This is a genomic window from Ruegeria sp. CDSB136 (genome assembly GCF_059610965.1).
The window spans coordinates 97,470-124,118 of the sequence record NZ_JBXWOP010000018.1 but is presented as its reverse complement, the minus strand read 5'-3'; the positions used below and the strand labels follow the sequence as shown (position 1 = coordinate 124,118).

The following is a 26,649-nucleotide window of genomic DNA, read 5'->3' as shown; positions in this document are numbered from 1 at the left end:
ATGGCTGATCCCTCCCTTTAGGAAGAATTGAATCAGCAACTTACCAACCGATCAAGCCCGAGTTTTTCAACAAAATAGGCGGAAAGCCGACCTTCGCTGCAGAAGCGAAAGCCCCCGACGCCTGCTTCAGAAGCCGACGTTGACGCCTATTGTCCCATTGGCGCTGACGCCAGGCGGCTGCCGCAGCCTGATGTCAACGTCGAGCGCGAGCAAATGGCTAGGACACCTGCATCTCATCCTTCGAAACCCATTTTTTGTCTATCATCAACTGGGAAACCGCATTTGGATCATCAGAGTAGATCACCAACGCCAGGCTCTCCTCAGCGCGCGTGCATGTAACGTAGAGAAGGCGGCGCGTCCGGTCGAAGGTCGTTTCATTGCCTTCAGCCTCATTCTTGAGATCAGTCTTGGACTTGGGCTTCGCACCCAGAAGCTTTTCGTAAGAAGTCATGCTTCTCATGCGAGCTGAGCAATCATCTGCGATGACCATCACTCTCGGAAACTCCAGTCCCTTGACGCCTTGATGCGTTCCGAAGGGGCTCTGATCGAGCACATATTCCCGGTATTTTGCCACTTGGGAGAACGGAGCTTTCAAGGCTCGAGCCCAAGCATCTAAGGGGCACTGGATGTCCCCGACGGTTCTTGAGGTCTCAGACAACGGCAATGCCGCGATGCAAGAGGAGGTCTTTGGCCCCGTGGCGACAGCCATGCGAGTCGAGGATTTTGATCAGGCGATAGACTTTGCGAATGACACATTATTCGGGCTGTCTGCCTATCTCTTTACGGCATCGCACCGGCGATTGATGGAGGCCCCGAACCGTTTGAATTTTGGCGAATTGTACCTGAACCGCTCCAATGGCGAGGCCGTGCAGGGATTTCACACCGGTTGGGGTCTGTCCGGGGTTGGGGGCGAAGACGGCGCTTATGGCTTCGATGGGTATCTGAGGAAACAAACGACTTACATGAATTGGGCATGACCTAAAACTCGCGGTCAAAACGGAGGCGACCGCACCAATGGAGGAGGAATAAACATGAAACGCAGAACTCTTTTGATCTCGACGGTTGTGGCGGGTGCACTTTTGGGCACCACGGTGATCGCGCAGGATCTGCCACCGCTTGAGCAGAAGGATCGCTACAAAGTCGGCTTTGCGCAGATGGAGTCGAACAACCCGTGGCGCATTGCCGAGACCAAATCGTTCCATGACACGGCCGAAGCCTGTGGCTGGGATCTGATCGCGACGGATGCGGCCGGTTCTGCGGCAAAGCAGGTTGCGGATGTGGACAGCATGATCGCCCAAGGCATCGACGTTCTGTTCCTTCCCCCGCGGGAAGAAAAGCCTTTGATCCCAGCCGTTATGAAGGCCCGTGCTGCGGGAATCCCGACCTTTTTGGTGGACCGCTCGGTTGATCCAGCCGTAGCCAAGCCTGGCGAGCATTTCGTAGCGTTCCTGGGGTCGGATTTCATCGATCAGGGCAACCGGGCGGCACAATGGCTGATGGAGAATTTCGACGGCGACAAGGGCGTCATCGTCCAGTTGGAAGGCACGACTGGTTCTTCGCCTGCAAATGACCGCAAAAAGGGTTTCGACGACGCGATTGCAGAGGATGACCGCTTTGCGATTGTGGCTTCTCAGACCGGTGACTTTGCGCGCGACCTGGGTCGTCAGGTGATGGAGACCCTGCTGCAGGCGCATCCCGACGTGAACGTGGTCTACGCCCACAATGACGAAATGGCGATTGGCGCGATCCAGGCTCTGGAACTGGCCGGCCGCAAGCCCGGCGAGGACGTGACCATTGTTTCGATCGATGGGACACGCGATGCGCTTCAGGCTATCATCGATGGCAAGATGGGGGTCACGGTGGAAAGCTCGCCCTTCTTCGGTCCTCTGGCTTGTGAAGTCATGAACAAATACGCGGCTGGCGAGACGATCCCGGAATGGGTGAAAGTCGAAGATCGCATCTTTACCAAGGATAACGCGGCCGATCACATCGACGAAGCCTATTGATTCTCCCTGGCAGGTGGTGCTGGCCTGTGGTTGGCGCCGCCTGCAAGCAATCGGAGGAAGACATCTCATGAATGCGCTCGTCTCGATGTCGGGAGTTGAAAAGTCTTTTGCCGGCGTACCGGCACTGAGTCAGGCCAGCCTGAAGATCGCAGCTGGCGAGGTTCACGCGCTGATCGGCCAGAACGGTGCCGGTAAATCGACGATGATCAAAGTTCTGACCGGAGTTTACGACCGGGATGCCGGCGACGTCCATCTGGCGGGTGTGCCAAGCCGCATTTCTACCCCACGCGAAGCGCAGGAATCCGGAATTGCCACGATCTATCAAGAGCTCAACCTGGTGCCGCTGCGGTCAGTGACCGAGAACATCATCATGGGGTATGAGCCCAAACGTCTCGGCTTTCTGATCGACTGGCGCGAGGGCAACAGGCGCGCACGCGAGGTTCTTGCGCGCTTTGGCATAGATATTGACGTGACCGAGCCGCTTGGAAATTTCTCGACAGCGATCCAGCAGTTGGTTGCGATTGCGCGGGCTGTTTCTCTGGACGCGAAACTTGTCATCATGGACGAACCCACGTCGTCGCTGGATGCCAGCGAGGTCGAGGTTTTGTTCGGTGTGGTGCGCGAGTTGAAGAAACAGGGCGTGTCTGTTCTGTATGTCTCGCATTTCCTCGATGAGCTGTTCCAAATCTGCGATCGGGTTACAACGATGCGAGACGGGCGCACCGTCAGCACGCGTACCGTCAAGGACACGACCAAACTGGAAATGATCGCGGACATGCTGGGCCGCAACACGGATGAGATCGCGGCGGACGGTCTAACTGACTTTGCGGGTGCCAAGGCCAAGAAAGGAGATATCGTTTTGCGGGCTGACTCTGTTTCGACAGGCCCGCGATTGACGCATTTCGACCTTACGCTCCATCGCGGCGAAATCGTTGGGCTGGGCGGGTTGCTGGGCTCTGGCCGGACCGAGGCGGCGCGCGCTTTGTTTGGAGTGGACGGGGCCCGCAGTGGCGCGATCGAGTTGCATGGCTCGGTCGGGCAACCGCCCGGACCGGGTGACGCGATTGCAAACGGGGTCGGCTTTCTGACCGAAGATCGCAAGGCCGAAGGGATCATTCCTGACATGTCCGTTCGCGAAAATATGACGCTGGCCCTGCTGCCGAAACTGGCCAGTCGTGGTCAAATCGACTTTGCCCGCGAGTGCGAGATCGTTCAGGCCTTCATCGACGATCTGGGCATCAAGGCGGCGCATATGGACCAACCCATTCGCGAATTGTCCGGCGGCAACCAGCAGAAGGTGCTGCTTGCCCGTTGGCTGGCGACGCAACCCGACATCCTGATACTCGACGAGCCGACCCGAGGCGTGGATGTCGGCGCCAAGCGAGAGATCCAATCGTTTATTCGGTCTTACGTCGAGAAGGGGTTCGGCGTCGTACTCATCAGTTCGGAATTCGAAGAACTGGTGGAAGGCGCCGACCGCATCGTAGTCATGCACGAGGGGCGCTCGGTCAAGGAACTGACCAACCCCGGGATTACCGAGAACATACTGGTGCGCGCGCTTGCGCATCATGAAGAAGGAACTGGTTCATGGACCGCGCAATGAAGTTGCCGCAACGGGTCGCATCGATGCCCTTCCGCTTTCACGGCGGTATCGCCGCGTTGGTCGCCCTGCTGGTGTTCAACGCGTTTTTCACCCCCAATTTCCTGCAGTTGCAGACCCTGTTTGTGAATATCAGCCAGGTTGCCACTATCGCCATCGTGGCCATGGGCATGACTCTGGTAATCGCCACGGGTGGGATCGATCTGTCGGTTGGTGCGGTCATGGCACTGGCGGGGGCGCTGGCCCCGCTGATCTTTCTGTCGGATCTGGGCGCCGCTAATCCGATGCTAGGCGTAACTTTGGCCATTGTCCTGCCGCTGTTCGTCGCGGGGCTATGCGGGGTGTTCAACGGCGTGATGGTTGCCTTATTGAACGTGCAGCCCATTGTGGCAACGCTCATTCTCTTCATCTCTGGTCGCGGTATTGCCCAGGTTTTGACGAACGGAAACCTGCAGACATTTTCAAACCCTTCATTCAGTTATCTTGGAACCGGCAAGGTGTTTGGCTTGCCGTTCCAAGGTTGGCTGGCGCTGGCCATTGCCTGTGTGCTGTTTTGGGTGATCACCAGAACCACATGGGGCCGTTACCTGCTAACCATCGGCGGCAATGAACGCGCGGCCTATCTGTCGGGTGGTCCTGTCCGACGGGTCAAGATCGGGGCTTATGCCATCTGCGCGGTGCTTGCGGGCCTGGCCGGTCTGATCGTGGTTGCTATCAACTCGGCCTCGGACGCTGCGCGCAACGGCAATCTGATGGAGCTTGATGCCATCGCGGCCGCGGTTGTTGGCGGTGCTCTTTTACAAGGCGGGCGGGCGCCGATCTTTGGTGCCATACTGGGAGCCGTCATCATCCAATTGGTCAAATATACGTTGTTGGCCAACGGGGTAGAGGACGAAGTTGCATTAATCGCTAAGGCCGTTATCATTATCCTGGCCGTTTGGGTCCAGCAGTTCCGGAGGGCTTGACTGATGTTGGATGAAACGGCTTTTGACCTGCGAAAGTACCTTCGGCGCAATTCGGCTTCGGTGACGGTGTGGCTCGCACTGCTGGCTTTGATCCTGTTCGGGCTGATGCGCTATGAAAACTTTGGCAGCGCCTACAATTTCTCGTCTTTCCTGAATTACAACGCGATGTTCATTGCGATCGCACTGGGCATGTGTTTCGTGATCATGACCGGCGGGATTGATCTATCGGTCGGATCCGTTGCGGCCTTTACGTCGGTTGTTGCGGCCTATCTCAGCCCCTACGGGATTCAGGTTGCCTTGCCGGGGGCCGTTCTTGCCGGGGTTGGTTTCGGGGCGATCAACGCCTTTTGTATAATCATCCTTCGAATCCCGCCCTTCATCGCCACATTGGCGACCATGCTGGCCGCCAAAGGCGGCGCATTGGTGATTTCGGGCGCCCAGACAATTTCGGTCGATTGGGGGTCGAACTTCACCAAGCTTGGCATGGGGCAGGCGTTCGGCCTGTTTCCATGGACAATCGTCATCGTGGCCGGACTGACCCTGGCACTTTGGTTGGTGCTGGAAAGGACAACCATCGGGCGGACCGTCTTGGCGATCGGTGGCAGCGAGGATGCCTCGAACCTAATGGGCCTGAAAGTCAATCGCGCCAAGGCTTTCGTCTACCTGCTGTCGGGGGGCTGCGCGGGGCTGGCCGGAGTCTTTTTGGCCTCGGGTTTTGGAGCCGGACAACCCCTTGAGGGTATCGGATGGGAATTGTCGGCCATCGCGTCCGTCGTGGTGGGCGGCACTTTGTTGACGGGTGGGATGGGTTCGATCCCTGCGACGGTGGCCGGTGCGCTGTTGCTGGGGCTGGTCTTCAACGTTCTGAACTTTGAAAACGGTCAGGGCACAATCAGTTTCAGTGCCTATTGGCAGATGGTCATACGTGGAGGCTTTCTATTTGCGGTCATCCTTTTACAGTCTCGGGTTATTGCCAGGCAGCAGAAGGTCTTGGGTTCATGAATCGTATAGAAAGTGTTTCAGCGCGGCTGTTCAACGTTCCGCTCGCTGAGGTCCTGGTCGATGCCAAACATGGGGATCACACGTTTTTTCAATTGATCACAGTCACCATTCAAACCTCGGATGGGGTCGAGGGGGTCGGGTATACCTATACGGGGGGCAAGGGTGGTCATGCCATCCTAGCGATGATCCAGCATGACCTGGCGCCGTTCCTTGTAGGACAAGACGCCGAACAGATCGAAAGCCTGTACGACGCCATGCAGTGGCATGTGCACTACGTCGCACGGGGCGGGATCGCCTCGTTTGCCATCTCGGCCGTGGATATTGCATTGTGGGACATTCGCGGCAGAACGCAGAATGCGCCATTGTGGCAGATGGCCGGCGGAGCGTCCAAACGTTGTAACGCCTACGCCGGCGGGATCGACCTGAATTTCTCGTTAGAGAAACTGCTGCACCAGACCGAAGGGTACCTTGCGCGTGGGTTCAACGCAGTCAAGATCAAAGTCGGTCAACCAGACCTGGCCGACGATCTTGCACGTGCCCGGGCGGTGCGCGAGATGCTGGGCCCGGACCGGTTCTTCATGGTCGACGCGAATTACTCTATGAGCGTCGAAGAGGCCATCGTGGCTGCCAGAGGGTTTACCGACTGCGATATTCTGTGGTTCGAGGAACCGACCATTCCAGACGACTACAAAGGTTATGGCCGAATTGTCGAAGCGACGGGCGTACCCCTTGCCATGGGTGAAAACCTACACACCATACACGAATTCGAATACGCTTTTGATGACGCGAAGCTGAGTTTCATCCAGCCCGATGCCTCAAACTGCGGTGGGATCACCGGCTGGCTGCGCGTGGCCGCGCTAAGCGCACAGCACGGCATTCCGGTTTGCAGTCATGGGATGCAAGAACTGCACGTCAGCCTTGTTTCTGCACAACCCAACGCAGGGTGGCTAGAAGTACACTCATTCCCGATAGACCAGTACACGACCCGTCCGCTGGTTGTGGAAGAATGTCTGGCCGTGGCCCCGGATACCCCAGGAACGGGAGTGGAATTCGACTGGGACAAATTGAATGCGGAACACAAGGAGATGCATAAATGACGACCCAGACGATCTCTGCGGCATACTACAGGGGCAATAAGAGCTTTGCTGTAGAGCAAGCCCAAGCGACAGATCCGGGCTCCGGCGAGGCTGCCATTCGAGTTGCCTATTGTGGGATTTGCGGGACGGATATGCACGTCTACCACGGCAACATGGATGCTCGTGTCGGCCTGAACCGGGTGATTGGGCATGAGATGTCAGGTGTCGTCGAAGCGGTGGGCGAGGGCGTCGATACGGTCGTACCCGGCCAGAAGGTCGTTGTCCGACCGCTTGATCACTGCGGAGGATGTCCAGCTTGTAAACGGGGGCATCAGCATATCTGTCAGAACCTCAAGTTTCTCGGCCTCGACACAGATGGCGCCATGCAAGAAATCTGGACCGTTCCGGCCCACACGTTGCACGTTCTGCCGGATGACTTGCGCATGGATCATGCAGCACTGATCGAGCCGGTCGCCGTTGCTTGCCACGATGTGCGCTTGTCTGGCCTGCAACCTGGCGAGGACGTCGTCGTCATCGGCGGCGGCCCGATCGGCATCCTGGTTGCCATGGTTGCACGGGACGCGGGCGGAAACGTCGTGATTTCCGAAGTGAACCAAAACCGTCTGGCGATTGCCGAAAAGCTTGGTTTCGACTCGATCAACCCAACCGAAACCGATCTGGTGTCCACAATCAACGCGCGCACGGGCGACAAAGGGGCAGATGTGGTTTTCGAAGTGTCGGGAACGCAGCCCGGTGTCGATGCGATGACCGCCGTTGCCGCGACGCGGGCTCGGATCGTAATGGTCGCGATCCATGCCCAAAAGCCCCAGATCGACCTGTTCCAGTTCTTCTGGCGAGAGCTGCAACTGATCGGTGCGCGGGTCTATGAGCCAGAGGATTACGAGAAAGCCATCGCAGTTGTCGCCTCGGGCGGAGTGGACGCGGATGTTGTGATTACTGACGTCAGCCCTCTGGCAGACATTCAGGCCGCGTTTGAAGCACTGGATCGCAGTCCAACCGCAATGAAAAGCCTGATCGAAGTAGGACCGCGTTCATGAGTATTTTGCAAAGTTTCGACCTGACGGGAAAGACGGCTCTTGTGACTGGGTGCAAACGCGGTATCGGGCGCGGCATGGCCGAGGCATTGGCATCGGCCGGAGCCGATATCATCGGAGTGTCGGCCTCGCTCGAGCTGTCCGGGTCGGATGTCGAAAAAGCTGTGACTGCGATCGGGCGCAATTTCCGGGCTTACCAATGCGACTTCTCGGATCGCGCCGCGCTGCACGGGTTCATTGATCAGTTGAGGGCCGACGGACAAACCCCTGATATCCTTGTCAACAATGCCGGCACGATCAAACGCAAACCCGCCGCTGAACACCCGGACGACTGGTGGGACGAAGTGATTGAGGTGAACCTGTCCTCGCAGTTCGTTCTGTCTCGCGAGATCGGCAAGGACATGCTGACGCGCGGATCGGGTAAGATCATTTTCACAGCTTCGCTGCTGACATTTCAGGGCGGCATTACCGTGCCGGGATATGCGGCCTCGAAAGGTGGGATTGGACAGCTGACCAAGGCTTTGGCCAACGAATGGGCCGGGCGGGGCGTGAATGTGAATGCGATCGCGCCTGGCTACATCGCGACCGACAACACTCAAGCCCTGCGGGATGATCCGGTCCGATCGAAGTCGATCCTTGAACGAACACCCCAAGGCCGTTGGGGTACGCCTGATGACTTTGCCGGACCGGTGGTCTTTCTGGCCTCTGCCGCGTCGGACTTCGTCAACGGTGAAATCCTTGTCGTCGACGGGGGCTGGATGGGGCGGTAGCACTGCCAACGCCCCATTTAATTCAAAGTCTCATGTCCCGATGTAGTGCACCTTCAATCGGCGGGTTCTTGGCGCCTCTCGATGTTCGAACAGGTATAGGCTTTGTACGCGGCCCAGAGAAAGCTGCCCCTGTTCGACCGGGACGGATATCTGAGTTTGCGTCAACAGCGCCCGCAGATGCGACGGAGCGTTGTCGTCCTCGGTCGGGCGGTGATGATACCTCCCTGGTGACTTGGGCACGAGTTTCTCGAAGAACGTCTCGATATCCTTGCGAACGTCGGGATCGGCATTGGCCTGCACCAACAGCGCAGCACCCGTGTGGACGCACCAAAGGGTCAGCAGACCCGAGACAAATACACGTTCGGACACCGCACCCTGAACCATCCCGCTGATGTCGGTGAGGGATTTGCCGGGCGTTTCAATGGACAGGTCAAAAAACTCTTGCTTCATCCAGCTGGTCTTTTCCTTGATTTAACGCGAACGCGCCCAGTTTTCTACACTCCGCTTGGCGTTCAGTAGCGGGGTTCAAACATATGATTTTGAACGCATATTGACTGTAACCTTATGCAAATAGGCTTTTGAACTTGTCCACACACAGACGAAAACCATCTTCGAAGTTTCCGTTGCCGGGGTGATAAACACTCTCGAAGGAAATGACGCCATCGTAGCCATCGGATCTAAGCGAGTCCGCGATGGGTCGGAACAGAGGCGCAAGCTGACCTTCCCCAATACGGCGCACTTCCAGCGTTGCCCTCGGCGTGTCGACCTTTACGTCCTTGATGTGAATGTGACCCAAGTAGCCGCCGCGCAGTTCTTCGTAACCGTCCGGGTACGCCAGTTCATGGCACCAGCAATTATTTCCGGGGTCCCACAGCACTTTCAAAGTGTCTTTTGCGTCTAACTCGTCGATCAGCTTGCGGGCTGTATAGTTGGAATTGACCAGCGTGCCGTTTCCGGTTTCCACGACGAGAGTCGCGCCCTCAGCTCTTGCCAGTTCAACCGCCGGCGCGATGAGAGGCAGCATCGTGTCCCATACGCCATGCGCCACGTTCCACTTTTCGGCGCCGTTTTTTCCCCAGAGTATCTGCTCTTTTCTTTGGGTCATGATCCGAACGAGCGGAGACCCAACAACATGCGCCATGTCGATTACGCGTTTCAAAGCGTCCATATGCCGAGTGTGCAGGTCGTCGCCGGGTCTGTTGGCAGCTGTCATCCCCGCAAAGATATGGCGCGAGAGACATGACACCGGCTTGCCCCGGTCGCGCAAGAGCGCGTCGATCTCGGCAATTTCTTGCGCGGAATGGTCTCCGACCTCTGTATCGCCAACGAATTGAAGCTCTGCATAGTCCAGACCGAACTCGTCCATTACGTCCACGGTATGCCGCAGATCGCGGGAAATGCCGTCGCAAATCACACCTAATTTCATGTTCGACCCCCTCAGCGATGCAATTCTGCGCCAACGATCTCTTCGATGACGCGGGTACACACCCAGTTGTCGCCGTTTGGGTATTTGGTTTTCCCGGCGTGAAAGATCTGCATCGCGGATGACGCTGTATGCATAGGAACGCCCAACGCACCGGCCAGTGCCAGAGAGATCGTCAGGTCCTTGTGCATGGTTGCGATATGGCTGCCGGTAGCCTCGAACTTGCGATCAATGATGTTTTCAAGGGCGGTATTCACGACTCCGCACCCTGCGCTGGAGGACGAGAACACATCAAGCAATGCCTGACCGCTGACACCGGCTTTGGCCGCTAAGGCTGCAGCCTCGAATGTGGCGGAAAAGATCGATCCGATAAGGGATTGTAGGCAGGCTTTCACGGTTTGCCCGTCGCCGGCGTTTTCTCCGACCCGATGAATGGTTGCCGACACTGCCTGCATGACTTCGGCATTTCGATCCAGAACATCCGAAGCTCCGGCAGCCATCATCGTCAATGTGCCGTTCTGCGCGCCGGGAAAACCACCCGAAACCGGAGTGTCGATCAGGTGGATGCCCGAACCTTCCATGTCTTGCCCGATAGCGCTTGCTTCGGCCGGGTTAATGGTCGCCGACAGGATGACCGTTCCGCCTTGGGCCATGTTCGCAACCAGCCCGTTTTCACCCAAAATGACATCGCGGGCCTGATCTCCGTTCATCACCATGACAAAAACAGCGGCTGCGTGACGGCCGACCTGTCCCACGCTGTCCTCGGCCAGGCCGCCCATGTCGGTAAATGCCGTCATGCGTGTCTCGCTCAGGTCGAAACCGGATGTTTCAAAGCCATTCTTGATCAGGTTCTTGGCAAGGCCGCTGCCCATGTCGCCAAGACCAATTACGCCTGCTGTTTTCATTTGGAATCCTCCCGTTTTTCTGCCATTTCCGTATGGCAGACGTTTCGAAAATGATGCCCAATCGCATCGGTTTTCGCGGGAGTTTCACGCGTCTTGAGCAGACGTCGGGCGAGTCCGGAAGACACCCCGCTGCCCGTTTACGTGCCGTAAGTAAACGAAGAATGCAGCGCTCAGGCAAGCAAAGAAGTGTTGCGTGTGGAAAGAAACTGTCTGATCCGACGCGTTACGAGAATGCCGCCATTATGCCGCGTAGTTCCGCCAGCCCGCGCATTCGTCCGATCAGCGGATAGCCAGGAGTGCTGTGTCCGCCCAGATCGCTCAGCAGTTCTTGTCCGTGGTCGGGCCGCATCGGAATTTGCCAATCGTCACGTCCTTGGGATTTGCGGCGGCGCTGTTCGTTCATCAACTCGCGAATGGTGCCGACCATGTCGGTGTCGCCCTCCAGATGCGGGGCCTCAAAGAAATCCGGCTTCTGGCTGTCTGATCCGGCGATGCGTTGGGTATTCCGCAGATGGACAAAGTGAATCCGGTCGCCATGCCTACGCACGAAGTCCGGCCCATTGAATTCGGGGGACACTCCCAGCGATCCGGTACACAAGGTTGCGCCGTTCGCCTGCAAATCAACCGCATCCAGAACGGTGCCGTAGTCATCGGTGCTTGACATGATCCGCGGCAGACCGAGCAACGAGAACGGCGGATCATCCGGATGACAGCACAAGCGCAGGTCCAGGTCTTGGGCCACTGGGGCGACCTCAGACAGGAAGTCGATGAGGTTTGCGCGAAGCCGGTCACGGTCTATATGCGCATATGTCTGCAACAAAGCGCGCACGTCCTGCACGCTCCACTGATCATTGGCGCCGGGCAGCCCCGCAGTGACATTGTGTTGCAACTGGGCCTTGGATTCATCCGACATGCGCAAGAAGCGATCCTTGGCCGTTTGCTGGACATCGCTGGAATAGTCTTCGGACGCGCCCGGACGTTCGAGAATATATATGTCGAAAGCAGCAAAATCGGTCAGGTCGAACAGCATGGCCGTTCCGCCATGCGGCTGCGGGGCGCGAAGGGCGGTGCGGGTCCAATCTAGGATCGGCATGAAGTTGTAGCAAACGACTTTGACGCCACGGGCGGACAGGGCCCTGAGGCTGGACTTGTACGCCTGCAGATGCTCGGCCATGTCTACGGATTGCGTCTTGATCGCCTCCGAGACGGGCAGGCTTTCGACAACGTCCCAACTGTACCCAGCAGCAGCCAGAACTGCTTGCCGGTCGGCGATGTTCGGTTCGTCCCAAGGCTGTCCCGGCGGGATGTGATGCAGTGCGGTAACGATGCCCTGAACCCCGACTTGATGGAGATTGGCCAGGGCGATCGGATCATCGGGTCCGAACCAACGCCAGCATTGTTTCATGGCAGCCATCCTTCATACAGCGGGTGATCGGGCTTGATGGGAAGGGCAACACGCTGCCCGGTGCGCGCCGCGTAATAAATCGCCGTCACAAGGCCAATGGACGCAGCGCCGTCCTGCAGCGTAACGGCAGAATTTGCCTCGGACCGCAACGCCTTGCCGACTTCGGTAAAGAACCCTTCGAAGCCTGTTGGTTCGGCAGCGGCGGCTGCAAGGGCCTCGTCGATAGTGGCTTGATCCACCGGGTCCCGCGCAACGAATGTCCAGGGCGTTTGACCCGGGGCATAGGGTTCCGTGCCAGAAGTGGCGGTCACCTTTTCAAAGACGAACCGCAGGCGGGTTTCGTCCGTGGCGGCGCCCAGTGTGATATTGCTTGTGCACAAGGCTCCGGAAGACATGCCAAAGCAGATCGCGGCGCAGTCTTCGGTCTCGATCGGGTTGACCCGCGTTGTGGCCATTGCAGACACCCAGGCGATATCACCCGCGATATTCGTCAGCAGATCATGGTTGTGGATGGCATGGCCCAGTACTGCGCCGCCGCGTTCACCAGCCCATGTTCCGCGCCACGGAATGGCGTAGTAGTCTGCACCTCGGGACCAATGGGTTTCAAGCGCGGCAGTTTGAACCGCTCCGGTCAGGCCTGCGCGTTGCAGGTGGCGCAATTGGGCCAGTGACGGCCCCCACCGGTATTGAAAAACTGGAAACACATGCTTGCTCGCGCTGCTTGCGGCTGCCGTGATCCGATCCACATCCTGCATCGAGGTCGCAACAGGCTTTTCGCAGACAACGTGTTTTCCTGCGGCCAGTGCCTCTAGAGTGGTCGGTACATGCAGATGGGGCGGCAGGCAGATGTCGATGACATCAATCGCCGGATCATCCAGCGCGTCTTGAATGTTGGTCAGTGCTCGAAAATTCGCGTTCTGTCGAATCTGTTCGATCCGGTCCGTATTCTGGTCGACCATGGCGGCTACGCGGAAGTCGCGGTCAAGCCGTTTCAGTGCGCTCAGATGTTGCGCACCGATACCTGCGCCAAGGATCGCAACGTTGATCATCTGCGTTCCGCCATTTCCTGCGCGCGCAGCGCGAGTTCCAAGACCGTAAAGCAGTGGGTCTGCGTCATCGCGGTTTCGGTCCGGTTGCGGATGTCATCGGCGAGGCGCGAAAAGTAGGGAAGGCCGGCGTCGGTCGCGTTGATCTTTTGGCAGGTTTCGCCGTTGACGAAGATCAGATGGTCTGTTCCCGAGGCTCCACCCACATCGACGTATTTCCGCAACTCGATATATCCTTCGGTGCCCAGGATCGTCAGGCGACCATCCCCCCAGTTTGGCAAGGCATCCGGAGTAAACCAGTCAACCCGGATGTACCCGGTGCCATTCTCGCTGCGCAGATTTAGCTCTCCGAAATCCTGCAATCCGGGATCCTTGGAGTTTGCGTAGTTCGCCACATAGGCGTTTGTGATTTTAGCGGTTTCCGAACCTGTGTAATGCAAGAACTGATCGATCTGATGCGAGGCGATGTCGGTCAGAATGCCACCGTAGCGATCACGCTGAAAAAACCATTCGGGCCGGGTTGCCCGGTTCAATCGGTGCGGGCCAAGTCCGACCGTCTGGATCACGCGCCCGATGGCACCGGCCTCGACCAACTCGGTCGCTCGGGTGCTGACGGGCGTTTCAAATCGTTCAGAAAAATTAACCGACCAGATGCGACCGGTGTCCACGACTGTTCGCTTGATCTGGTCGAGTTGCTCGAACGTCGTGCAACCTGGCTTGTCGCTCATGACATCCATGCCGTTTTGCATGGCACGGATAGTCAACGCAACCCTATCTGCCGGTATTGCCGAAATCAGCGCTAGATCCGCCCCGCATGTTAGGGCGTCTTCCAGTCGGGCCAGCCGCGGAATGTCGGGAAACCTTTTGACGTAGCCCGCCAGCGTTTCGGGATCGCCTTGTGTCCAATAGCCAACGCAGTCCACTCCGACTTTGCGCATGTTTTCCGTCATGCCATAGATATGGCGGTGGTCCAGGCCAAGGGCGACGCAGGTCAGGCTCATGAGGCGACTCGTGTTTTCTGGCCGGTTCGATCGGCGATCTGCATCGCGTCGATGACGGCGTGGGTCAAAAGGGCACTGCGCCCGGTGGCCATCGGCCGCGTTCTACCGGCAACAGCCTTGGCGAAATCCTCGATAACTGCCTGGTGCCATTCATGGGTGAACGCCATGGGATCCGCCCCTCCGCCTGTGGCGGACGTTTCGCCAACAGTGGATTTCTGACCATCGAAAGTGGTCAAGGTCAGGACACCTGACTCCAGATGCGCTTTGGCGCGGGTGCCCTGGATCGTGATAGATTCAGCGGCCCCAGGATATTCTGCAGTAGTCGCCATCAAAGTACCCACTGCGCCGCTATCCATTTCAAAGATTGCACCTGCCCAATCCTCGGCCTCGAGATCGTGTAGTGGAGTTTTTCTCATCACAGCCTGAATGTCCGAGATTGGCCCCAGCAGCCACATCCCAAGGTCAAGCGTGTGGATTGCCTGCGAGATCATGACACCGCCTCCGTCGCGTGCATAGGTGCCTCGACCTGGCTCGTCATAGTAGCTCTGATCGCGCCACCAGGGGACACGGATCTCCACTGTGGCGATCGCGCCCAGCTCACCCTGTTTAATGGCTGATTTCAGCGCCTGCGAGGCGGCGCGGGCGCGGTGCTGAAAGACGATACCCAGCGGCACACCAGACACCTCGCACTGCTCGACAATGGCTGTCGCGGCGTCCAGCGTTCTTTCGATAGGCTTTTCCATCAGGATCGGTTTCGAAGCGGTCGCAAGAACCAGCACCAACTCTGTGCGCTGATCGGGCGGGGTTGCGATGATCGCAAAGTCGACGTTTGGGTCGTTGGCGATTTCCTCGACCGAGCTGTACGCGCGGGTGTCGTTTCGCTGCGCGAACTCAGCTGCTTTTTCAGGATTGCGCCCGAGGACGCCGGCAAGATTGAGGCCTTGCTCCGATGCCCGAATTGCAGCGACATGCGTGCCCGAAACCATCCCTAAACCAATCAGCGCAATATTCATTCATTCCCCCGGATAACCCGTTCAGTCTGCGGGTTCGAACGGGAAAGATGCAACCATTAAAAACTGTGTTTACAATTGCGGGCAGCAGTATCGGAGGCAGAATTGACTGGTAATTTGAATGGGATGGCAGAAGACCTGTACCTGGGCATCAAGGACCTCCCGATCGTGTCTCCGCATGGTCACTGCGATCCGGGGTGGTTCGCAACCGATGAGCCGTTTCCCAACCCGGCAGAGCTGCTGGTGGTTCCCGACCATTACGTGTTTCGTATGCTCTATTCGCAGGGCGTTCCCTTGTCCGAACTTGGCGTTGGGGAAGAGGGGCGAAAGAAGGATCCTCGCGCCGTTTTTCGCACCTTTGCCGAGCACTGGCATCTGTTTCTGGGAACGCCATCCCGGATCTGGATGAACTATGTGTTGCATGAAACGCTGGGCGTGTCAGAGGAGTTGTCTCCGCGCACGGCAGACCAGGTTTACGATAAGATCTCAGAAAAGCTGGCGCGACCCGAATTTCGCCCGAGGGCTTTGTTCGACAAGTTTGGAATTGAGGTTCTGGCCACCACGGATTCTGCTCTCGACGGTCTCGAGGAGCATCGGGATATCCGTGCAAGCGGTTGGGGCGGGCGGGTTGTTCCGACGTTCCGCCCAGACGGGGTTTTGGATGGGGCGGACCCGGATTTCGTACAGAATCTGAACAAGTTGGCCGAGCTGACAGGCTGCGATCTGGGCAGCTATGATGGCTACCTCAACGCGCTGCGAATGCGGCGGGCTTATTTCATCCAGCTGGGCTGTACGGCTACCGACCACGGTATCGAACGCGTGCAGTCCGAGTGGCTGGAAGACCCGGATGCGCTGTACAAACGGCTCAGACGGCGGGAAGGGACCGAACAGGACGCTCGCCGGTTCTATGGTCATATGCTGATCGAAATGGCGCAGATGTCTTTCGACGATGGTCTGACCATGCAGATACATGCAGGCAGCAAGCGCAACACGAACGACGCGGTAATGCGGGACTTCGGACGGGACAAGGGGGCCGACATTCCAGTTGCGATGGATTGGGTCACGGGCCTTGAGGCGCTGTTGAAACGGGTCGGAAACTCGCCGGAACTGCGGATCATACTCTTCACATTGGACGAAAGCACCTATGCCCGTGAACTTGCCCCTATGGCGGGACATTGGCCGTGCCTTCGGATCGGACCGCCTTGGTGGTTCCACGACAGCCCGGCCGGGATTGCGCGGTATTTCGACCGGGTGGTTGAAACGGCCGGATATTACAACCTGGCCGGGTTCAATGACGACACGCGGGCTTTTCTGTCCATTCCTGCACGACACGACCTCTGGCGGCGGGGAGTGGCGATTCATTTGGCCGAGCAGGTTGCTCGCGGCTATTTCGGTCGGGACAGTGCCGAGCATTTGGCGCGGTTGCTCGCGGTCGACCTGGCGAAACAGGTTTACGGGTTGCAAAGCTAGATGGGTACAATTCTTCACTTCGGCCTTGGAAACTTTGCCCGGGCGCATTTGCTGGACTACACCGATCAAGCGGGCGGATGGGACGTTGTCGGCGTCAGCCTGCGTTCATCCTCGGTTCGGGATGGATTGGCCCGACAGGGTTTTGAGTACGATCTGTGCGTACAGGGGCAGGGCGTCCGGCGCATCAAAGCTCTGCGGGACGTTCTGGTCGCGCCCGTGGATCGCGCGGCGATTTTCGATGTGATGGCGGATGCCGAGATCATCTCGGCGACCGTCACCGAGAAAGGCTATCACTTGGACGCCTTCGGCAAGCTGAACCTTCAGGACCCTGCGATCGCCGCCGATCTGGCGGGGCAAGGGCCTGCGACGCTGATCGGGTTTTTGGCTTCTGGCCTTGCGGAACGGCGCAAGCCTGTGACGGTGCTAAGCTGCGACAATCGCATGGAAAACGGCAATACGCTCGAAACGGCAGTCGCCGATTTTTCGGAAGCAGCCGGTCTGGACGTGGATTGGGGCGCCGTTCGCTTCCCCAACGCGATGGTCGACCGGATTACCCCGGCCACAACGGACGCCGTTCGCGCAATCAGCGGCGACCCAATGGCCGTTCCGACCGAGGCGTTCTCGGAGTGGGTGATCGAAGACAGTTTCGCCGGTCCGCAGCCCGATTGGCCGGGCGTGCAACTGGTCGATGACGTAGCCCCGCACGAGATGCGAAAGCTGCGCATGTTGAACGGTGCCCATTCCCTGTTGGCTTATGCCGGGTTGGAACGAGGCCTGACCTGCGTCCACGAAGCGGTTCGAGACCCGGTTTTGCGCCCGCTGGTTTCCGAGTTGATGAAGGATGCGGGCGCAACGCTGCCCGCTGCACTGCAAGCACAAGTTCCAGACTATGCAGAGGCTCTATTGCGCCGTTTCGAAAACCCCGAGCTGGCACACCGTCTGGACCAAATCGCGATGGATGGCAGCCAGAAGCTGCCGTATCGGTTTGTTCCTACGCTCCGTGAGACCGGCTCTCAGGCGGTGATTGCAGGGATGCGGGCCTGGATCTCCTATTGCATGTCCGAGACCGCTAAGGGCAGGGCGCTGAACGATCCTTGTGCGTTGGAAATCGCCTCGGCTGTCAAGCAGCCAGATCCGGTAGTACCGCTTTTGGGCCTTGTCGGTGCTGAGGATCTCGCGCCACTTATCCAGTAATGATCGCGCCGCGGAACTGAACAACGGTGGACGCCAGATTGTGTCCGGCCATCAGGGCCTCGGCCTGTGATTTGCCCGTCAGCAAGGCCCCGAGGTACCCACCGTTGAAACTGTCGCCCGCCGCTGTGGTATCCAGCACGTTTTTGGCAGGTTCATAGGTTTGGTCAATGTTCTGGCCGATAGACAGAGGGCCATTCTCTCCGCGTTTCAAGGCACCGACACCGTGATGATCGGCAAAGCGTGCCGCCACCTGATCCGCGCTTTCCCCGAACAGCGCCATCTCGTCGTCAATGGATGGTAGGGCAATATTTGCACGCTGCCAAAGCCGTTGGTTGATCTGCCGGGCGTGCTCGGCGCTGTCCCAAAGACGTGGACGAAAGTTGCTGTCATAGACCAACCGGGCTGAAGTGCCTTCGAGCCAGTCCAGTAGCGCAAGCCTCACCGAATGCGGAAGAATGGCCACGGAAATCCCCGACAAGTAAAGCACGTCGTAACCTTTCAGCGAGCTGAAGTCGTGATCAGCAAAAAGCTGGCGGGCGGCCGCCTCGCTGCGCCAATAGGTAAAGCTGCGTTCACCGTCCGCAGATGTCGTGATCGCGTATAGTCCCGGACAAGCGTTGGGAATGATGCGGATGCCAGATGTCCCGATGCCATGACTGGCGATAAAGTCGGCGATGCGCCCTGAGAACGGGTCGTCGCCCAGACATGTCACATACTCCACCTGCAGATCAGGAGCGGCGCGGTGCATGTAGATTGCCGTGTTCAGCGTATCCCCCGCGACGCCCACCTTTGCGCCGGTTTCCAGCATGGACAATTCGATCATTGCTTCGCCGATGCAGGCAATTCGCGTCATTTCTTTTCTCTTTTCCAGATGATGAGCCCGGCGACCATGATCAGCGCAGCCCCTGCCAACGTGAATGCGTCCGGTACCGTGTCAAAGAACAGATAGCCCCAGATCGCAACGTAGATCAGGAACGAATAGGTGAATGGCATCAACTGGTTCGCCGTTCCGAATCGATGCGCGTTCGTCAGCAGTTGATGCCCGCACCAACCAAAGACGCCAAGGCTTATCAGGACTATCAGGCTCCAAGTGTTTTCCGGCTGGACCCAAAACCAGATGGCGAAGGGCAGCAGGACCACCGTCCCGGTAAGCCCGAGGTAGAATTGCATGGTGTCCACCGCAACAACTCCGGACAGCCTGCGCGTCATGATCGAGTACAAAGCCAACGCGGTGGCATTGTAAACGATCAGAAGCATGGTCGGATGAAAGGCCGAACCAAACGGCCGCACGACAACCAACACCCCCAGAAAGCCCAGTATGATGGCCGCCCAACGCCATGGACCCACGCTCTCTTTCAACACGAAGACGGACAGGAAGCACACGATGACCGGGCTTGAGAACATGATTGCCGACACAACGGTTAGAGGCAAAAACCGCAGGGCATAAAAATTGAAAACGGTTGCCGAGATCAGCAGCAAGGCCCGGCTAATGACCTGCCATGGATGGTCAGTCTTGAAGCGGCTGGCCTCAATCCCTCCTTTGGCGATCACCCCCACAGAGATCACTAAGTGCCCCGCATAGCGCATGAACGCCAACTGAAATGCCGGCACGCCAGCCAACGCCAACCACTTGGCCCCAAGGTCCACCAGCGAAAAGAACAGCCACGCTGTCAGCATCAGCACGATGCCAAGGCGCGGCAGGTCCGCATTGGGGTTGGCGGTGACAGCCATCGATCAGGTGTTGAAACGCTTGACGTAGTAGTCAACCATCTGGCTAACCATGTCATCCGCCTGACCGTGGTCGCGCGCGTCATTTAGCGCCGAAAGCGCGCACTGCGACATCACGCTGGTGACGCCTGCATCGCGTGCCATACGGTCATAATACCCGAGGTCTTTTGCCGCGTTCTTGATGGCAAAGGCCAGCTGGTTTGGATCATTCTCGACTCCGTAGGCTTTGACGAAATCCATCATTCCGGAATGCAGCGGCCCTGCGGCCATAACGTCATACACCTGCTTGCGGTCAACTCCGGTGATATCTGCCATGGCAAACGCTTCGGCCATCGCGTTCGCAACGGTCATTCCGAAGAAGTTGTTGATCAGCTTGATCGTGTGTCCGGACCCAACGGGGCCAAGGTAAAAGACGTTTTCACCCAAATCCTTCAGTGTCGGCTCGGCCTTGTCGAAGGCAGCCTTGTTGCCGGACGTCATAATGTTGAGCTTGCCTTCGAGCGCGTGCGATGGCGTCCGGCCAAGCGGCGCATCCAGATAGCTTCCGCCAGCAGCGGCAACCTCCTCGGCCAAGGCGCGTGTGCTGCCTGGAAGCGAGGTGCCAAAGTCGATGACGATTGCTCCGGGTTTCAATCCCGCAATCACTCCATCTGCGCCGCGCATCCGGCTCTCGACCTGTTCGGAGGTGCCCATGCACAGCATCACGATGTCGCTGGCCTCAGCCAGCTCTTGGGCGTTTCGCATCTCGCGGGCGCCCCGGTCTATCGCGGCGTCCAGGTATGTGCGGTCGCGGTTTCCCAATACAGCGACCGAGTATCCTTGGTCCAACAGTCGGCTCACCATGGCTCCGCCCATTAGTCCCAAGCCGATAAACCCGATTGATGGTTTGCTCATTGGTTTCCCTTTCCGTGAATGTGTCTGGTTTTCATTCTTGTGTCTGGCGCGGGCGGCTTTGCAGTTTGAATGCTCACATTGCCCGGCGGATAATCATTGGTTTTTGAGTGGTCCGGAATTTTGCCGGGCCGCATGGCCATCACGCCGGTGCCCGCGCTCGAGCTGTTCGCGCCTTGAGCTCATGTTCGATCCATGATGTGACCTCGAGCGTCCGGGCTGCATCCTCCACGTCGATTAGTGGAGGGGCGCCGTTGATCACGTCAAGGAAGTGATCCAGTTGCGCTTCAAGCGGTGCGCGTTGTTGTTCCGGTCGTGTAAGTTGGTCTTTCTGGGCCGGAGTGCCCCAATCCTTTCCACGCCACAGGGTCATGGAGGGAAAACTGACAGCGCCGCTGGTTCCCGTGATCCACATCATGTCCTGGTGGGTCGTGCCGATATTCGGGTTCTCGCCGGTTCCGGCCTCAAACCCCCAAGGGCTAGGTGCGGTGTCGGCAAAGCTTATCGTGCCCGTCGCACCGTTTTCGAACGCGATCGCAACAGCCCCGCTCTCTATGCGATCTGATCCGCGGATTGACGCGCCGGGCAGGGCGACGACATCTGAGATTTCACCGATCACAAAGCGCAAGACATCGATATCATGCACCAGATTGATCATGACTGGACTGCCATCAGACGTCCGCCAGTTCTGTTCAAAATAGCTCTCGGGTTTGCGCATGGCCCACAGCAACGAGACGTTGATGACTTGTCCGATCGTACCTTGCACGATCACCTCTTTCAGGCGCTGCAAGGTTGTGTGATACCGCCGATGGTGGCCTACAAGGCTGCGGACATCGGCCTGGCGAACGGCCGTTCTAAGGCGCTGGGCATCATCGATAGATGCGGCAACTGGCTTTTCGATCAGCATGTGCCAACCGCGGGATGCGGCCAGAATGCCATGTTCGGCATGCAGGCGGGTCGGCGTCGCGATGATGACGCCATCTACCGGGCCCTTCACCTCGTCCATACTGGAAAAACGCGGCGCGTCGATCTGGATCGAGCCGTCTGGATCGGCCAATCCGACCAACATGCAGCCGGGATGCTCAATCACGGCGCGGAGGTGGCGGATTCCGATTAATCCGCCGCCAGCTACAAGGATCCGTTTCACATCACCGCTCCGATTTGCCAGGGAACAAATTCGTAGTCACCCAGGCCTTGCGCCTCGGACTTGGTTCGCGCGCCCGAGGCGACTTGGAGCAGCCGTCGGTATATTTCCTGTCCTTTCTCTTCGACGCTGGCACCTTTGGTCAGAATGTCGCCCGCATCCACGTCCATGTCTTCGGCCATGCGCGCTGCCAACTCAGAGTTGGTAGCGATCTTCAGCGTAGGCGCCGGTTTGGACCCAAAGGCAGAACCGCGCCCCGTGGTGAAGCACACAAGGTTGCACCCGGCCGCGATCTGCCCGGTCACCGAGGCCGGGTCATATCCGGGGCTGTCCATGAAGGTGAAGCCTTTGGCGGTGATGGGTTCGGCGTATTTGAATACACCGGTCAATGGGGTGGTTCCGCCCTTCGCCGCTGCCCCCAGCGACTTCTCAAGGATGGTCGTCAGACCGCCTTGCTTGTTGCCGGGGCTTGGGTTGTTGTCCATCGAACCGTGATTGCGGGCGGTATAGTCCTGCCACCAATCGATCAGTCCGATCAGTTTTTCCCCAGTTGCACGACCAAGGGCGCGGCGGGTCAAAAGGTGTTCGGCTCCGTAGATTTCGGGCGTTTCCGCAAGGACTCCTGTGCCTCCTTGGGCAACCAACAGGTCGCAGGCATGCCCGAGCGCCGGGTTAGCGGTCACACCTGACCAAGCGTCCGATCCACCGCATTGCAACGCAACCATCAGTTCGGACGCAGGGGCTTCGCTGCGCCGCGCCTCATTGGCAATGGGTAGTATCTGGTTGATCTTGCTGATGCCCATTTCCACGGTCCGGCGCAATCCCGCGACGTTCTGGATGTTCATCGTCTGGAAGGTTGGACTCTGCTTCAGCCCATACGCGTCCAGTAGCCAGTCGATCTGGTTCATCTCGCAGCCCAGACCGACCATCAGAACGGCAGCGTGGTTGGGATGTTTCGCAAACCCCCACATGACCCGTTGAAGAGCTTCGAAACCGTCGCCGGAATCGGCCATTCCGCAGCCCGTTCCGTGGACAAAGGCCACCACGCCGTCGACGTTCGGAAACTCGGCCAGCTTGTCCGGCGTGAAGTGGTTGGCAATCATGCGGGCCGCAGTCGCCGAACAGTTCACGGTGGTCAGAACCGCGATGTAGTTGCGTGTGCCGACGCGACCGCTGTCCCGGTGGTAGCCCATGAACGTATCGACCGAGGTGGCAGGTTTCGTGGGTCTGTGATCCGTCGCAAACTCGTAGTCCACGCTGATGTTGCGGAACTCGATATTGTGGGTGTGCACATGGTCGCCGGGTTCGATCGGCTGGGTGGCGTAACCGATGATCTGGGCGTATTTTCTGACGGGATCGCCGGGTGCAACATTCCGCGTGGCGACCTTGTGTCCCGAGGGGATGCGCGCATTGGTCGTGACATCTTCGACCATACTGCCGACCTCCAGGGGCCGAGTTGCAACCACCACGCTATCCGTTCGATCTAAACGTACAAATGTCATAGTCAGCTTTCCTGGAGGCAGCAGCTAGGCGCAGAACGGCGAGTCCGATGTCCACCGGTGAATATCTATATGCGGCTGTCCGGACAGCCTTGCCCGCGCCGCCTCCCAATTTGCCTTGCAGACACGCCAATCTCGCAGCTCGGTTTCGGGGCGCGATCTGGATCTTGCGATGAAGCTGGGGAAATGATCTCGACCGGTGGGTTGGCCCGCCGCACTGAAGCGGATGTCGAACGACCAGCGGAACCGGTCCGTTTCATTGACCAGCGAAGCATGTGGCGTCAGAGGGTGAAACAGGATGATCCCGCCCGCCTTGACGGGAAGGGGCACAGCTCGGCCTTCGTCGATGAACCCGTCGGCAATGCCTGTCTGCGTTCGCGCGCAATGCGGCAGAATGGATTGGTCCTGTGCCTTTGGCAACACTTGTAGGCAGCCGTTTTCGACCGTTGCATCGTTGACGGCAATCCACACAGTGACCATGTCGGTCTGGTCCGCATCCTCTAGCGCAACCGCCCGGTCCTGATGCCAGTCTGTTGCGGTGATATGCGCGCGAACCTCGTCCTTGGACAGCTTGAGGGCAGGGGGCTTCAACCGAACGTGCTGGATCGGATTGCTAACCAGCTCTGGCCCGATCAACTGCTCGACAATGTCAAGCATGGGCCGGGCCGTCAGCAAGTCGAACACTGCGGGCCCGATATGGAACGGTGTTTTCGCCATGATCCGATCGCCGGGCAACGAGATGTCCAGCGGCTGGAAATAGTCGCAACCGGCTTGATAGGCGCACAGGAGTTTGTCCCAAAAAGTCATTCCTGAAGGTTCGTCCTTGACCAGCCCTTTTTCGTACCAACCGTCATAGAGCCGGTTCAGGACATCCGAGTATTCGGCCTGTACCCGATCCAGCACATCGCTGGGAATTACATCCTCGACCACGAGGTGTCCGTCCGTCTGGAACTTGCCAATCTGATCTTGTGTCAGCATGGGTGCGACCTCACAACAGCAGCGCGATGATGCCCGGCCAGATCAGAAGGACGGAAAGCGCCAGCAACTGGATCCCGATGAATGGCAGGAAGCCGCGGAAGATATCCGTCAGACTGATATGCGGCGGGGCCACCGACTTCAGGTAGAACGCGGCTGGGCCAAAAGGGGGCGAGAGAAAGCTGACCTGCATGTTCATACAGAACACGACACCGAACCAGATGGCGACATGACTCGGCTCCAACTGGCCAAAGATTCCGATTTCCTCGATGGGAAGGCGCAGGACGATCGGCAGAAAGACCGGAATGATCAACAGCACAATGCCGACCCAATCCATGAATGCGCCCATGAACAGCAAGATCAGCATCATCACCAGAATGACCAGCATGGTCGGCAGCTCCTGGCCGACGATCAGGTCGGCCACGTATTGGGGGCCGCCAGCTATGGTGTAGGCACCCGCCAGCGCGGCGGCCCCGATCGTAACCCAGATGATGGTGCCTGTGGATTTGAGCGTCCGCATCAAGCTGTCCCAAACCAGCTCTAACGATCCCTCACCCCGCAGGATGGCGATGATCAGAACGGCGAAGGCGCCCATGCCAGCAGCCTCGGTGATGCCTGTGATCCCGCCATAGATCGAGCCGAGCACGACGCCGATGACGACCAGCGGCGCGACGAGGCCTTTGCCCATTTCCCACCCGATTTTAGCGCGCGCTCTGCCAAAGACGAAGAATATCAGCAGAAGGGCGACGATCGTGATGCCGGCAAACCAGGGCAGGTAGTCAGCCGTTCCCAGCCTCGCTGGCTCGCCCTGGCTGGCAGCGTTCGAGCCTGAGAGCTCGAAAAACGCGGCCCGGACAAACAGAACGGTGGAAAATCCGGCGACAACGATGCTCATGAAGGCCCCAAACAATTTGCGTTTTTCGGCCGGTTCTGGGTCGTTTGGGTCCGGTTCCGGCAGCGGAGCGTGATGAGGATTCAACTGCGTGCGGATGATGATGTACAGGATGATCATCGAGGCCAGCATGAAACCGGGAATGAAAGACGCGGTGAACAGCGATTTGATCGAGGTTTCGGTGATCAGCCCATAGATGATCAGAACGATCGAGGGAGGGATCATGGTCCCCAGCGACCCCGAGGCGCAGATGACGCCGATGGCGAGATTCTGATCATAGCCAAGGCGCAGCATCTGGGGCAGGGCGATAAGGCCCAGCAGGACAACTTCACCACCGATGATACCGGACATGGCCGCCATGATCACCGCCATGATCGAGGTCACGATTGCGATGCCGCCGCGTGTTCTGGACAGCCAGACATTCAACGACGAATACATGTCACGCGCGATCCCGGATCGCTCTAGCAGCGACGCCATAAAGATAAACAATGGCACTGATATGAGCACGTAGTCCGTTAAGAGCCCGTATATCTTCTGCGCCAATATATAGAGCGGCCCAGTGCCTGGCCGACCGGTGAGAACCCCGTCGCCGAATGAAAACGGGTTCAAAAGCAGTGTCGGCTCGAACTTCAGGACAAGAACCAGAACCGCAAGAGAAGCAGAGGCCAGACCCAAGGGCATTCCGATCGCCAGAAGCACGATCAGGGCGACCATCAGGATGAGCGAGATTGTTCCAATATCCATCAGTCTTGTCCCACCGCTCGTTTGATCATTTCAATTTCGTCTTCGTCCGGTTCATCTGTGTGGATTTCCGGTTCTTTGTTCCAATCCGCGATCAAGTTCAAAATTGCTTGCATTGCGACGAGCGTAATCACGATCAGCACCATCGGCTGCAACGTCGCAGGGATCGGAGGGTTGAATGCAGAGCCATAAAGCTCCCATTTATAGAGCTTGTTGACGAACACCTGATTGTAGCTGCCGTAGACCAAAAAGAAGGCAAACAGCACGATCAGTATTGTCGAAACCGTATCAAAAACACGCTGAAGCCATCGTGGAACTGCGTCGTAAAGCAGGAATATTCGAATGTGACTGCGTTGCTGCATGGCGTAGTAGCCAGACATCAAAAACACAAAGCTGGCGAACCAGAGTGTCATTTCATTCGCCCACTCGGTCGGCTTTTCCAGGATATAGCGCATGAAAACTTCGTAGAGCATGACGACCGTCATGATTGCGACCATCATCATCGTCACTCGGCCTATGAACAGGGCGAAACGATCCATAAACGTCGAGCCTTCGAACTCCATCGTCGCTGGGCGCACGGTCTTGGTACCTATCACTGCAAGAAACGGCAGAAGGACGAGCGCGGCCAAGTCGATGATGTCGACATACCCACTGAACACGCCAGACAATTCAGGCGTGATGTCGCTGCGCAGATATATTTCTGTTACCTGACTTTTGAGGGATTCAGAGGTGTAAGGTAGCCAATCCAATAGGAACGCTGGAAGGTGCCAAACAAGCCAACTGGCAGTCGCGACGAAGGCCAACGGTATGAGCCATTCAATTGGTCCGCCTGAATTCTTGTGCATCGCGTA

25 protein-coding genes and 1 pseudogene are annotated in these 26,649 nt (G+C 58.1%); 10 read left to right on the top strand and 16 right to left on the bottom strand.

What is annotated here, in order from left to right; all coding sequences use genetic code 11:
• Positions 1-217: 217 nt before the first annotated feature.
• Positions 218-595: a hypothetical protein gene (locus AC2FIR_RS18620; protein ID WP_496762867.1), complete on the bottom strand. Its 378-nt coding sequence runs from the start codon at positions 593-595 to the stop codon at positions 218-220.
• Positions 596-626: 31 nt separating this feature from the next.
• Here AC2FIR_RS18620 and AC2FIR_RS18615 point away from each other — a divergent pair, with 31 nt between their 5' ends.
• The 8 genes from AC2FIR_RS18615 (at position 627) to AC2FIR_RS18580 (ending at position 8,474) form a co-directional block, all read left to right on the top strand.
• The gene (locus AC2FIR_RS18615) at positions 627-977 is read left to right on the top strand and encodes an aldehyde dehydrogenase family protein (RefSeq protein WP_496762865.1); all 351 of its coding nucleotides are present in this window, start codon (positions 627-629) and stop codon (positions 975-977) included.
• 54 nt (positions 978-1,031) lie between these two features.
• Positions 1,032-2,006 carry an ABC transporter substrate-binding protein gene (locus AC2FIR_RS18610; RefSeq protein WP_480489581.1) on the top strand — a complete coding sequence of 325 codons (975 nt, stop codon included), beginning with the start codon at positions 1,032-1,034 and terminating at the stop codon, positions 2,004-2,006.
• A 67-nt stretch (positions 2,007-2,073) separates the two neighbouring features.
• Entirely contained in the window at positions 2,074-3,609 is a 1,536-nt protein-coding gene (locus AC2FIR_RS18605; RefSeq protein ID WP_496744252.1) for a sugar ABC transporter ATP-binding protein, read from the top strand.
• A complete protein-coding gene (locus AC2FIR_RS18600) occupies positions 3,594-4,571 on the top strand; it encodes an ABC transporter permease (protein WP_170614466.1) in 978 nt (325 codons plus the stop codon). Before AC2FIR_RS18605 ends, AC2FIR_RS18600 begins: the two co-directional genes overlap by 16 nt.
• Positions 4,572-4,574: 3 nt before the next feature.
• Positions 4,575-5,573, top strand: a complete 999-nt coding sequence (locus AC2FIR_RS18595; protein ID WP_170815683.1) for an ABC transporter permease — start codon at positions 4,575-4,577, stop codon at positions 5,571-5,573.
• Positions 5,570-6,670: a mandelate racemase/muconate lactonizing enzyme family protein gene (locus AC2FIR_RS18590; RefSeq protein WP_170614468.1), complete on the top strand. Its 1,101-nt coding sequence runs from the start codon at positions 5,570-5,572 to the stop codon at positions 6,668-6,670. The genes AC2FIR_RS18595 and AC2FIR_RS18590 overlap by 4 nt, the downstream gene beginning before the upstream one ends.
• The gene (locus AC2FIR_RS18585; protein WP_496744254.1) at positions 6,667-7,707 is read left to right on the top strand and encodes a zinc-dependent alcohol dehydrogenase; all 1,041 of its coding nucleotides are present in this window, start codon (positions 6,667-6,669) and stop codon (positions 7,705-7,707) included. Before AC2FIR_RS18590 ends, AC2FIR_RS18585 begins: the two co-directional genes overlap by 4 nt.
• A 2-nt stretch (positions 7,708-7,709) precedes the next feature.
• Positions 7,710-8,474 carry an SDR family oxidoreductase gene (locus tag AC2FIR_RS18580; RefSeq protein WP_480491726.1) on the top strand — a complete coding sequence of 255 codons (765 nt, stop codon included), beginning with the start codon at positions 7,710-7,712 and terminating at the stop codon, positions 8,472-8,474.
• Between the two features lie 30 nt (positions 8,475-8,504).
• Here the strand turns inward: AC2FIR_RS18580 and AC2FIR_RS18575 are convergent, their stop codons facing one another.
• From AC2FIR_RS18575 to AC2FIR_RS18545, 7 genes are all read right to left on the bottom strand, one after another.
• Entirely contained in the window at positions 8,505-8,924 is a 420-nt protein-coding gene (locus tag AC2FIR_RS18575) for a secondary thiamine-phosphate synthase enzyme YjbQ (protein WP_170614470.1), read from the bottom strand.
• Positions 8,925-9,036: 112 nt separating this feature from the next.
• Positions 9,037-9,900 (bottom strand): sugar phosphate isomerase/epimerase family protein, encoded by an 864-nt coding sequence (locus AC2FIR_RS18570; protein ID WP_496744256.1) that lies wholly within the window; start codon positions 9,898-9,900, stop codon positions 9,037-9,039.
• A gap of 11 nt (positions 9,901-9,911) precedes the next feature.
• A complete protein-coding gene (locus AC2FIR_RS18565; RefSeq protein ID WP_496744257.1) occupies positions 9,912-10,802 on the bottom strand; it encodes an NAD(P)-dependent oxidoreductase in 891 nt (296 codons plus the stop codon).
• A gap of 223 nt (positions 10,803-11,025) precedes the next feature.
• The gene (gene uxuA / locus AC2FIR_RS18560; protein ID WP_170614473.1) at positions 11,026-12,207 is read right to left on the bottom strand and encodes a mannonate dehydratase; all 1,182 of its coding nucleotides are present in this window, start codon (positions 12,205-12,207) and stop codon (positions 11,026-11,028) included.
• Positions 12,204-13,256, bottom strand: coding sequence for a Gfo/Idh/MocA family protein (locus AC2FIR_RS18555; protein WP_170614474.1), 1,053 nt, complete (start codon positions 13,254-13,256; stop codon positions 12,204-12,206). The genes uxuA and AC2FIR_RS18555 overlap by 4 nt, the downstream gene beginning before the upstream one ends.
• Complete coding sequence (locus AC2FIR_RS18550) at positions 13,253-14,254, bottom strand: Gfo/Idh/MocA family protein (RefSeq protein WP_170614475.1); 1,002 nt, start codon at positions 14,252-14,254, stop codon at positions 13,253-13,255. The genes AC2FIR_RS18555 and AC2FIR_RS18550 overlap by 4 nt, the downstream gene beginning before the upstream one ends.
• On the bottom strand, positions 14,251-15,267 hold the full coding sequence (locus tag AC2FIR_RS18545) for a Gfo/Idh/MocA family protein (RefSeq protein ID WP_496762863.1): 1,017 nt from the start codon (positions 15,265-15,267) through the stop codon (positions 14,251-14,253). The genes AC2FIR_RS18550 and AC2FIR_RS18545 overlap by 4 nt, the downstream gene beginning before the upstream one ends.
• Before the next feature lie 123 nt (positions 15,268-15,390).
• Between AC2FIR_RS18545 and uxaC the strand changes: the two genes are divergently transcribed.
• On the top strand, positions 15,391-16,734 hold the full coding sequence (gene uxaC, locus AC2FIR_RS18540) for a glucuronate isomerase (RefSeq protein ID WP_496762872.1): 1,344 nt from the start codon (positions 15,391-15,393) through the stop codon (positions 16,732-16,734).
• Entirely contained in the window at positions 16,735-17,928 is a 1,194-nt protein-coding gene (locus tag AC2FIR_RS18535; RefSeq protein WP_170614477.1) for a mannitol dehydrogenase family protein, read from the top strand. It abuts the gene before it with no gap.
• Here AC2FIR_RS18535 and AC2FIR_RS18530 read toward each other — a convergent pair.
• The 8 genes and pseudogenes from AC2FIR_RS18530 to AC2FIR_RS18495 form a co-directional block, all read right to left on the bottom strand.
• On the bottom strand, positions 17,918-18,781 hold the full coding sequence (locus AC2FIR_RS18530; protein ID WP_170614478.1) for a sugar kinase: 864 nt from the start codon (positions 18,779-18,781) through the stop codon (positions 17,918-17,920). The two genes, AC2FIR_RS18535 and AC2FIR_RS18530, sit on opposite strands and share 11 nt — an antisense overlap.
• Positions 18,778-19,659, bottom strand: a complete 882-nt coding sequence (locus tag AC2FIR_RS18525) for a DMT family transporter (protein ID WP_496744260.1) — start codon at positions 19,657-19,659, stop codon at positions 18,778-18,780. The genes AC2FIR_RS18530 and AC2FIR_RS18525 overlap by 4 nt, the downstream gene beginning before the upstream one ends.
• Before the next feature lie 3 nt (positions 19,660-19,662).
• Positions 19,663-20,589: pseudogene (locus tag AC2FIR_RS18520) on the bottom strand (NAD(P)-dependent oxidoreductase); the annotation flags it as partial.
• Positions 20,590-20,689: 100 nt separating this feature from the next.
• A complete protein-coding gene (locus AC2FIR_RS18515; protein WP_170614480.1) occupies positions 20,690-21,694 on the bottom strand; it encodes a Gfo/Idh/MocA family protein in 1,005 nt (334 codons plus the stop codon).
• A complete protein-coding gene (locus AC2FIR_RS18510; protein WP_170614481.1) occupies positions 21,691-23,193 on the bottom strand; it encodes a UxaA family hydrolase in 1,503 nt (500 codons plus the stop codon). The genes AC2FIR_RS18515 and AC2FIR_RS18510 overlap by 4 nt, the downstream gene beginning before the upstream one ends.
• A 24-nt stretch (positions 23,194-23,217) precedes the next feature.
• The gene (locus AC2FIR_RS18505; RefSeq protein ID WP_480489585.1) at positions 23,218-24,168 is read right to left on the bottom strand and encodes a phytanoyl-CoA dioxygenase family protein; all 951 of its coding nucleotides are present in this window, start codon (positions 24,166-24,168) and stop codon (positions 23,218-23,220) included.
• 10 nt (positions 24,169-24,178) lie between these two features.
• Positions 24,179-25,801 (bottom strand): TRAP transporter large permease, encoded by a 1,623-nt coding sequence (locus AC2FIR_RS18500; RefSeq protein WP_170614483.1) that lies wholly within the window; start codon positions 25,799-25,801, stop codon positions 24,179-24,181.
• Positions 25,801-26,643: a TRAP transporter small permease subunit gene (locus AC2FIR_RS18495; RefSeq protein ID WP_496744264.1), complete on the bottom strand. Its 843-nt coding sequence runs from the start codon at positions 26,641-26,643 to the stop codon at positions 25,801-25,803. Before AC2FIR_RS18495 ends, AC2FIR_RS18500 begins: the two co-directional genes overlap by 1 nt.
• Positions 26,644-26,649: the final 6 nt, after the last annotated feature.

Bases quoted from the DNA above. Each gene is read 5' to 3' on its own strand.
- AC2FIR_RS18615 (WP_496762865.1), top strand. From the start codon at position 627: ATGTCCCCGACGGTTCTTGAGGTCTCAGACAACGGCAATGCCGCGATG.
- AC2FIR_RS18610 (WP_480489581.1), top strand. From the start codon at position 1,032: ATGAAACGCAGAACTCTTTTGATCTCGACGGTTGTGGCGGGTGCACTT.
- AC2FIR_RS18605 (WP_496744252.1), top strand. From the start codon at position 2,074: ATGAATGCGCTCGTCTCGATGTCGGGAGTTGAAAAGTCTTTTGCCGGC.
- AC2FIR_RS18600 (WP_170614466.1), top strand. From the start codon at position 3,594: ATGGACCGCGCAATGAAGTTGCCGCAACGGGTCGCATCGATGCCCTTC.
- AC2FIR_RS18595 (WP_170815683.1), top strand. From the start codon at position 4,575: ATGTTGGATGAAACGGCTTTTGACCTGCGAAAGTACCTTCGGCGCAAT.
- AC2FIR_RS18590 (WP_170614468.1), top strand. From the start codon at position 5,570: ATGAATCGTATAGAAAGTGTTTCAGCGCGGCTGTTCAACGTTCCGCTC.
- AC2FIR_RS18585 (WP_496744254.1), top strand. From the start codon at position 6,667: ATGACGACCCAGACGATCTCTGCGGCATACTACAGGGGCAATAAGAGC.
- AC2FIR_RS18575 (WP_170614470.1), bottom strand. From the start codon at position 8,924: ATGAAGCAAGAGTTTTTTGACCTGTCCATTGAAACGCCCGGCAAATCC.
- AC2FIR_RS18570 (WP_496744256.1), bottom strand. From the start codon at position 9,900: ATGAAATTAGGTGTGATTTGCGACGGCATTTCCCGCGATCTGCGGCAT.
- AC2FIR_RS18565 (WP_496744257.1), bottom strand. From the start codon at position 10,802: ATGAAAACAGCAGGCGTAATTGGTCTTGGCGACATGGGCAGCGGCCTT.
- uxuA (WP_170614473.1), bottom strand. From the start codon at position 12,207: ATGAAACAATGCTGGCGTTGGTTCGGACCCGATGATCCGATCGCCCTG.
- AC2FIR_RS18555 (WP_170614474.1), bottom strand. From the start codon at position 13,256: ATGATCAACGTTGCGATCCTTGGCGCAGGTATCGGTGCGCAACATCTG.
- AC2FIR_RS18550 (WP_170614475.1), bottom strand. From the start codon at position 14,254: ATGAGCCTGACCTGCGTCGCCCTTGGCCTGGACCACCGCCATATCTAT.
- AC2FIR_RS18545 (WP_496762863.1), bottom strand. From the start codon at position 15,267: ATGAATATTGCGCTGATTGGTTTAGGGATGGTTTCGGGCACGCATGTC.
- uxaC (WP_496762872.1), top strand. From the start codon at position 15,391: ATGGCAGAAGACCTGTACCTGGGCATCAAGGACCTCCCGATCGTGTCT.
- AC2FIR_RS18535 (WP_170614477.1), top strand. From the start codon at position 16,735: ATGGGTACAATTCTTCACTTCGGCCTTGGAAACTTTGCCCGGGCGCAT.
- AC2FIR_RS18530 (WP_170614478.1), bottom strand. From the start codon at position 18,781: ATGACGCGAATTGCCTGCATCGGCGAAGCAATGATCGAATTGTCCATG.
- AC2FIR_RS18525 (WP_496744260.1), bottom strand. From the start codon at position 19,659: ATGGCTGTCACCGCCAACCCCAATGCGGACCTGCCGCGCCTTGGCATC.
- AC2FIR_RS18510 (WP_170614481.1), bottom strand. From the start codon at position 23,193: ATGACATTTGTACGTTTAGATCGAACGGATAGCGTGGTGGTTGCAACT.
- AC2FIR_RS18505 (WP_480489585.1), bottom strand. From the start codon at position 24,168: ATGCTGACACAAGATCAGATTGGCAAGTTCCAGACGGACGGACACCTC.
- AC2FIR_RS18500 (WP_170614483.1), bottom strand. From the start codon at position 25,801: ATGGATATTGGAACAATCTCGCTCATCCTGATGGTCGCCCTGATCGTG.
- AC2FIR_RS18495 (WP_496744264.1), bottom strand. From the start codon at position 26,643: ATGCACAAGAATTCAGGCGGACCAATTGAATGGCTCATACCGTTGGCC.